This is a genomic window from Achromobacter sp. D7-1, assembly GCF_059760445.1.
Genome location: NZ_JCBAMT010000084.1, coordinates 23,475 through 30,078 on the forward strand (window position 1 = coordinate 23,475; position 6,604 = coordinate 30,078).

A 6,604-nucleotide genomic window follows, 5' to 3' on the forward strand; every position below is an offset into this window, starting at 1 on the left:
GCGATCATCCTAGGAACAATCTACATAACTGCCTAATACCAATAATTGCCATGTCTATAGCTAAATAGTTATAGTCGGCGCATGAACGTGCGAGAGATAGAAATCTTCAGGGCGGTAATGCGGGAAGGCTCGGTGTCGCGGGCGGCGCAGGTGCTGCTGATTTCGCAGCCTGCCGCCAGCAAGTACATCGCCCAGCTGGAGCGCCGCGTGGGCGTGGCCCTGTTCGTGCGCAAGGGCGGGCGTCTGCTGCCCACGCCGGAAGGCAGGGCGCTGTATGGCCAGGTCGACCGGCTTTTTTCCGGCCTTTCGCAGTTGGACAGCTTCATCAAGGACCTGGGCAGCGAAAAACAGGGCCACCTGACCGTCGCGTCCTTGCCGCTGCTGTCCCTGACCGTCATGCCGGACGTGCTCGCCAGCTTCATGGCCGACCGCCCCAATATTTCCGTGGCCTTGCAGACACGCAGTTCGGCGCGCATCGTCGAATGGGTGGCCGCGCGTCAGGTGGACATGGGTGTGTGCTTCTACGGGGGGCAGCATCCGGGCGTCGTGGCCGAGCCGCTGGTCAGCTTGCAGCTGTATTGCGCCATTCCCCCAGGCGACCCGCTGGAAAAGTTCGACACCATACGCGTGGAGCAACTGGCCGGCCGCGATCTCATCATCTACGACAACCTGGATCACACCCGCTTCTGGCTGGAAGCGCTGCTGGAGCAGCAGAAGGTTTATGCGCGGCGGCGTGTGCAGGTGTTCTGGACCTCGGTGGCGATGGAACTGGTGATGCGCGGCGTGGGCATCGCGCTGGTCGACCGGCTGACCGCCGCGCGCATCCCGGGCGGACTGGATCAACTGCGGCCGCTGGAGCCGGGCGCCTCGTTCGATCTCAGCCTGGTATGGCCCGAGCATTGGCCGTCGTCAGTCATCGCGCTGTCCTTCGCGGACGCATTGCGGGAACACCTGCGCGATCACTCGGTCTAGTGCGGCCGGCCCCCGCCCCTAGCCAGGAAAGTGGAGGCGCGGGCTGGAATCGAACCAACCTATGCGGATTTGCAATCCTGCTGCATAGCCACTCTGCCACCGCGCCAATTGTTTTGTCCTAAGACATATATAATTGTGTTCGAGGACAAAATAAATTGCAAGCGTCCGGCGCGGACGGACTGCTGTTTCGCGCGGCCACCGGTAAAACGGGCCGCGCAGCTGTCCTTGCTGCCGGGCCGCCATGGGGGCGGCCCGGATTCGATCGAGGACAGCAATGCAGTTCCAGTTTCCCATCGTCATCATCGACGAGGACTTCCGTTCGGAAAACACCTCCGGCCTGAGCATCCGGGTATTGGCCGAGGCCATCAGGGCCGAGGGCTTCGATGTGCTGGGCACGACCAGCTACGGCGATCTCAGCCTGTTCGCGCAGCAGCAAAGCCGCGCCAGCGCCTTCATCCTGTCCATCGACGACGAGGAACTGGCGCACGGCGAGGGCGTGGCGCCGGCATTGCTGGCCTTGCGGGAATTCATCAGCGAAGTGCGGCGGCGCAACGCCGATGTGCCGATCTACGTCTACGGCGAAACCAAGACCGCGCGGCACATTCCGAACGACATCCTGCGCGAACTGCAAGGCGTGATCCACATGTACGAGGACACGCCGGAATTCGTGGCGCGGCACCTGATCCGCGAGGCCCGAGCCTACCTGGAAGGCGTCAAGCCGCCATTCCTGAAAGCCTTGCTGGACTACGCCGAGGACGGCTCCTATTCCTGGCATTGTCCGGGGCATTCCGGCGGGGTGGCGTTCCTGAAGAGTCCAGTCGGCCAGATGTTCCACCAGTTCTTTGGCGAGAACATGCTGCGCGCGGACGTCTGCAATGCGGTGGAGGAACTGGGCCAGCTGTTGGACCACAACGGCGCCATCGGCGCGAGCGAGCGCAACGCGGCGCGCATCTTCAATGCGGATCACTGCTACTTCGTGACGAATGGAACCAGCACCAGCAACAAGATCGTGTGGCATCACATGGTGGCGCCGGGAGATGTGGTGCTGGTGGACCGCAATTGCCACAAGTCGATTTTGCACAGCATCGTCATGACGGGAGCCATTCCCGTTTTCCTGCGCCCCACGCGCAACCATTTCGGCATCATCGGCCCGATCCCGCGCAGCGAGTTCGAAGTCGAGACCATCCGCGAGAAGATCCGCGCGCATCCGCTGCTCAAGCACCTGGACGCCGACGAGGTCCGACCGCGCGTGATGGCGCTGACGCAGTCCACCTACGACGGCATCATCTACGAAACCGAGACGATCAAGGCCGCGCTGGACGGCTATGTGGACGCCTTGCACTTCGACGAGGCCTGGATGCCGCACGCGGTGTTCCATCCGTTCTATGGCGCCTACCACTGCATGGGCAAGCAGCGTGCGCGGCCCACGGAATCCCTGGTGTTCTCCACGCAGTCCACGCATAAACTGCTGGCCGGCATCAGCCAGGCCAGCCACGTGCTGGCGCAGGACTCCATGACGCGGCAGCTGGACCGGCACCTCTTCAACGAGTCTTATCTGATGCACACCAGCACCAGTCCGCAGTACGCCATCATCGCCAGCTGCGACGTCGCCGCGGCCATGATGGAGCCGCCTGGCGGCACGGTGCTGGTGGAGGAGAGCATCGCCGAGGCGCTGGATTTCCGGCGTGCGATGCAAGAGGTCGGCACGCATTTTGCCGCCGGCGACTGGTGGTTCAAGGTCTGGGGACCCGAGACGCTGGCGCCGGAGGGCATAGGCTCGCCCGAGGACTGGATCATCCGCGCTGGCGACGGCGACACGTCATGGCACGGCTTCGGGCCGCTGGCCGACGGCTTCAACATGCTGGATCCTATCAAGTCCACCATCGTGACGCCCGGGCTGGACCTGGACGGCAACTTTGCGGACAGTGGCATTCCGGCCTCCATCGTCACCAAGTTCCTGGCCGAACATGGCGTGATCGTGGAGAAGACCGGCCTGTACAGCTTTTTCATCATGTTCACGATAGGCATCACCAAGGGCCGCTGGAGTTCGCTGCTGACCGCGCTGCAGCAGTTCAAGGATGACTACGGGCGCAACCAGCCCATGTGGCGTCTGCTGCCGGAGTTCTGCCGCAAGTTCCCCCGCTACGAGAGCATGGGCCTGCGCGACCTGTGCCAGCACGTGCATGCGACCTATGCGCGGCATGACATTGCCCGGTTGACCACGGACATGTACCTGACCGACGTCATCCCCGCGATGAAGCCCTGCGACGCCTACGCCTGCATCGCGCAGCGGCGCACCGAGAGGGTGGAGATCGATCATCTGGAAGGCCGCATCACCACCAGCCTGATCACGCCCTATCCCCCGGGCATACCCGTTTTGGTCCCGGGCGAGGTATTCAACCGGACCATCGTCGACTACCTGAAGTTCTCCCGCGAACTGAGCCGGGAATGTCCGGGGTTCGGCACGGACATCCATGGTTTCGTCGAGTTGCGCGACGCGGACGGAAACCTGCGCTATTACGTGGATTGCGTGCGGTAAGCCCGCTTTATGCGGACGGGGAATCCGTGTCAAACTTACGCGGGGATGGCCAGGCCGGGAGTCGGCCACCCCCGATTGACTTGACGCGGCCCGGCCGCTGTCCGTGCCAGGAACGGGATTGTCTTAGGACTCTATGAAAATACAAGGAAAGACCGCCGCAGAGATCTTCGATTGCGTGCGCGCGATGGCGCAGTCGGGGCAGTTGCCGCCGGGCCAGGCGCTGCCGCCGGTGCGGGATCTGGCGGTCGAACTGGATATCAACCGCAATACTGTCGCCGCCGCCTACAAGCGGCTGGTGACGGCAGGCATCGCCCTGACCCAGGGCCGCCTGGGCACCATCATCCGCGACCAGTCCGGCCCTGGGGAACAGGAAGGCGCGCTGTCGGACTCGCCGCTGGCGGACCTGGCCAGCGGCAATCCAAACCCGGCCTGGCTGCCGGACCTGAGCGCGGCCCTCGCCATCCGGCCTTATCAACCGCGGCTGTACGGCGAGCCCACCGTCAATGCCGGGCTGGAAAGCTATGCCCGCGTCTGGTTCGCGCCGGACTGCCCGGCGCCCTTCGAGATCAACCTGACCCATGGGGCGGTGGACGCCATCGAGCGGCTGCTCAGTTCGCACCTGGTGGCCGGCGATAAGGTGGCGGTCGAGAACCCATGCTTCCTGAGCAGCATCAACATGCTGCGCATCGCCGGCCTGCAGACGCTGGGCGTGCCCGTCGACGCCGAAGGCATGCAGGCGGCAGCTCTGGAGGCGGCGCTGGCCAAGGGCGCGCAGGCCGTCATTCTGACGCCGCGGGCCCACAACCCCACAGGCTGCAGCCTGAGCGAAAAGCGGGCGAAAGCGCTGGCGCGGGTGCTGGCCAGGTATCCCCACGCCATGGTCATCGTGGACGATCACTACGCCTTGCTGTCGGGCAAGGCGTACCACTCGGTGCTGCCGTCCGGCGCGCAGCGGTGGGCCCTGGTGCGCTCGTTCTCCAAGACCTTGGGGCCCGACGTGCGCCTGGCGATGGTGGCCAGCGATCCCGCGACGTCGCGGCAACTGCGGCTGCGGCTGGCCTCCGGCACCAGCTGGGTCAGCCATCTGCTGCAAGACATGGTCGAGGTCACGCTGGGCCGGCCCGAGGTCGCCAAGCAGATGGCGCTCGCCCGCAAGGATTATGCACAGCGCCGCAAGGCCTTGGAAAACGCCTTGCTGGATCAGGGCGTGGCGTACGCGGCGGACGGCGACGGCCTCAACCTCTGGGTGCCGTTGGATACCGATGACCAGGCGGTCGCGCTGGCCCTGGCCCATCGCGGCTGGCTGGTGCGCCATGGCGATGCCTTCGGGGTCCAGGAACCGGTCCGTGGCCTGCGCATCACCCTCTCCGCGATCGAGCCTGGCCAGTGCCGCAAGCTGGCGCGGGATATCCGGGAAAGCATGGGCTAGCCGCTACCGGCTTCAACGCCGGTCGGCCATGGCTTGTCCCAGCTTGACCGTCCGCCCCGTTTTCCAATCTGGATGGAAGCGCCAGGCGCTGCCGGGCATCAGCACTACCACGGTCGAACCCAACTCGAAGTGCCCCATCTCGGCGCCTTGCGGCAAGCGCAAGGGCGCCAACAGGCTGCCGTAGTCCCACTGCTGGATGCGCCGGCCGTGCGGCGCCACCAGGCCATGCCAGGTCGTGGCGATGCTGCCGACGATGGCGGCTCCCACCAGCACCATGGCGTAGACGCCATGGTGGGGATGCTCGAACCAGCACACCAGCCGTTCGTTGCGCGTCAGCAAGCCGTCCATGCCTTGCACGATCTCCGGCTTGACGGAGTAGAGCGTCCCCGGCACATGGCGCATGCCCAGCAGCCGCCCCTCGCAAGGCATGTGCACGCGGTGGTAATCGCGCGGACTCAGATAGATCGTGGTGAACCAGCCGCCGCCCAATGCCCGCGCCAGATCCGCATCGCCCAGCAGCGCGGCGGCGCTGTACTGGCGCTGCTTGGCCTGTATCAGTTGCCCCAGGCTGATACGGCCGAACTGGCTCACGGTGCCATCCGCGGGACTGGTCCAGTCCGCGTCGGCCAATTTACGGGCATCCGGTTTCAAGGCCCGGGTGAAGAAGGCATTAAAACTGCCATAGGCCTTCGGGTCGGCGTGCAGGGCTTCGTCGAGATCGATGCCATACCACTTGGCGTAGCCGCGGATCAGCGGCTGGGCCACCCAGGCTTGGCGGCATGAGGCCAGCCGGCCGGCGCAGCGTGTCAGCCATAGCTTGGGCGCAACGCGCTGGAACAACAGGGAAAGAGACGTAAACATGAAACTTGTAGTTGTCGCGGACGCGATGCTCAGGCGGTAGGTCGCTTATTGTCCTGAATTATTGTTTATTATGACATAGGACAAATATGCCGTTGCACTATGCGCGCGGATAGCAGGCGCCTACCGCTGGAGCGGCGCGGGGCAGCTCTCGGCGTCGCACTCCTGGCGGGTGGATTCATCGGGTGCAGCGGCGTTGGCGAGAGAGGCATCGTCCTCGGCCAGCAACCCGCCGATGGCGGCGCCCAGGGCCAAATCGTCGATGCTGCCGAAGTGCTGCAGGCGCACGCGTCCCTGGCGGTCCAGCAGGACCAGGCTGGGCGTGCCGCGCAGCCCGTAGGCCTGCATGGTCATCGGGATGGCGCCGGACGCGGCGGGGCGGTCGATGCCGATGGGAAAGCTCCATCGATACTCGTGATTGAAGGCACGCAGCGCGGCCGGACTCATCACGTCGTGGTGTTCGAAAACGGTATGCAGGCCGATGACCGCGACATCTTTGCCGCGGAACAGCCTGTGCACGCGTTCGGCTTGCGGCAGCCCATGCGACAGGCACCCAGGGCACAGCATCTGGAACGCGTGCAGCAGCACGACTTTGCCGCGCAGCGCGGCGAGTTCGATGGGGCTGTCCGCATTCAGCCATTCGTCCACCAGCAAGGGCGGGGGCATTGCGTCGGCCATGTTGTCGGATCGGGACATCTGAAGGCTCCTGTGGCGTGGCGGGCGGGGCGGTCTTGGCCCCCTGCCCTTTTTCCTATCTAAACGGGACGCCACCTGACGTGTGTCCTGACCCTTAGCAGCAGCCGACG

Annotated in this window: 5 protein-coding genes and 1 tRNA gene; 3 read left to right on the forward strand and 3 right to left on the reverse strand. The window is 64.9% G+C overall.

Features of this window, described 5'->3' with window-relative positions:
• Window positions 1-87 precede the first annotated feature (87 nt).
• Window positions 88-972 (forward strand): LysR family transcriptional regulator, encoded by an 885-nt coding sequence (locus tag AC6LKD_RS26795; RefSeq protein WP_498117937.1) that lies wholly within the window; start codon window positions 88-90, stop codon window positions 970-972.
• A gap of 31 nt (window positions 973-1,003) precedes the next feature.
• Here the strand turns inward: AC6LKD_RS26795 and AC6LKD_RS26800 are convergent.
• A tRNA-Cys gene (locus tag AC6LKD_RS26800) sits at window positions 1,004-1,078 on the reverse strand.
• 168 nt (window positions 1,079-1,246) lie between these two features.
• Between AC6LKD_RS26800 and AC6LKD_RS26805 the strand changes: the two genes are divergently transcribed.
• Window positions 1,247-3,511, forward strand: coding sequence for an Orn/Lys/Arg family decarboxylase (locus AC6LKD_RS26805; RefSeq protein ID WP_498117938.1), 2,265 nt, complete (start codon window positions 1,247-1,249; stop codon window positions 3,509-3,511).
• 133 nt (window positions 3,512-3,644) lie between these two features.
• Window positions 3,645-4,940, forward strand: coding sequence for a MocR-like B6 salvage transcription factor PtsJ (ptsJ, locus tag AC6LKD_RS26810; RefSeq protein ID WP_498117939.1), 1,296 nt, complete (start codon window positions 3,645-3,647; stop codon window positions 4,938-4,940).
• A 12-nt stretch (window positions 4,941-4,952) separates the two neighbouring features.
• Here ptsJ and asd read toward each other — a convergent pair whose 3' ends face one another.
• Both asd and AC6LKD_RS26820 read right to left on the reverse strand, forming a co-directional pair.
• The gene (gene asd / locus AC6LKD_RS26815; protein ID WP_498117940.1) at window positions 4,953-5,801 is read right to left on the reverse strand and encodes an archaetidylserine decarboxylase; all 849 of its coding nucleotides are present in this window, start codon (window positions 5,799-5,801) and stop codon (window positions 4,953-4,955) included.
• Window positions 5,802-5,921: 120 nt separating this feature from the next.
• Entirely contained in the window at window positions 5,922-6,494 is a 573-nt protein-coding gene (locus AC6LKD_RS26820) for a redoxin family protein (RefSeq protein WP_498117941.1), read from the reverse strand.
• Between the last annotated feature and the right edge of the window lie 110 nt (window positions 6,495-6,604).

Excerpts from the sequence above, each read along its gene's own strand:
- AC6LKD_RS26820 (WP_498117941.1), bottom strand. The coding sequence starts at position 6,494 with ATGTCCCGATCCGACAACATGGCCGACGCAATGCCCCCGCCCTTGCTG.
- asd (WP_498117940.1), bottom strand. The coding sequence starts at position 5,801 with ATGTTTACGTCTCTTTCCCTGTTGTTCCAGCGCGTTGCGCCCAAGCTA.
- AC6LKD_RS26805 (WP_498117938.1), top strand. The coding sequence starts at position 1,247 with ATGCAGTTCCAGTTTCCCATCGTCATCATCGACGAGGACTTCCGTTCG.
- ptsJ (WP_498117939.1), top strand. The coding sequence starts at position 3,645 with ATGAAAATACAAGGAAAGACCGCCGCAGAGATCTTCGATTGCGTGCGC.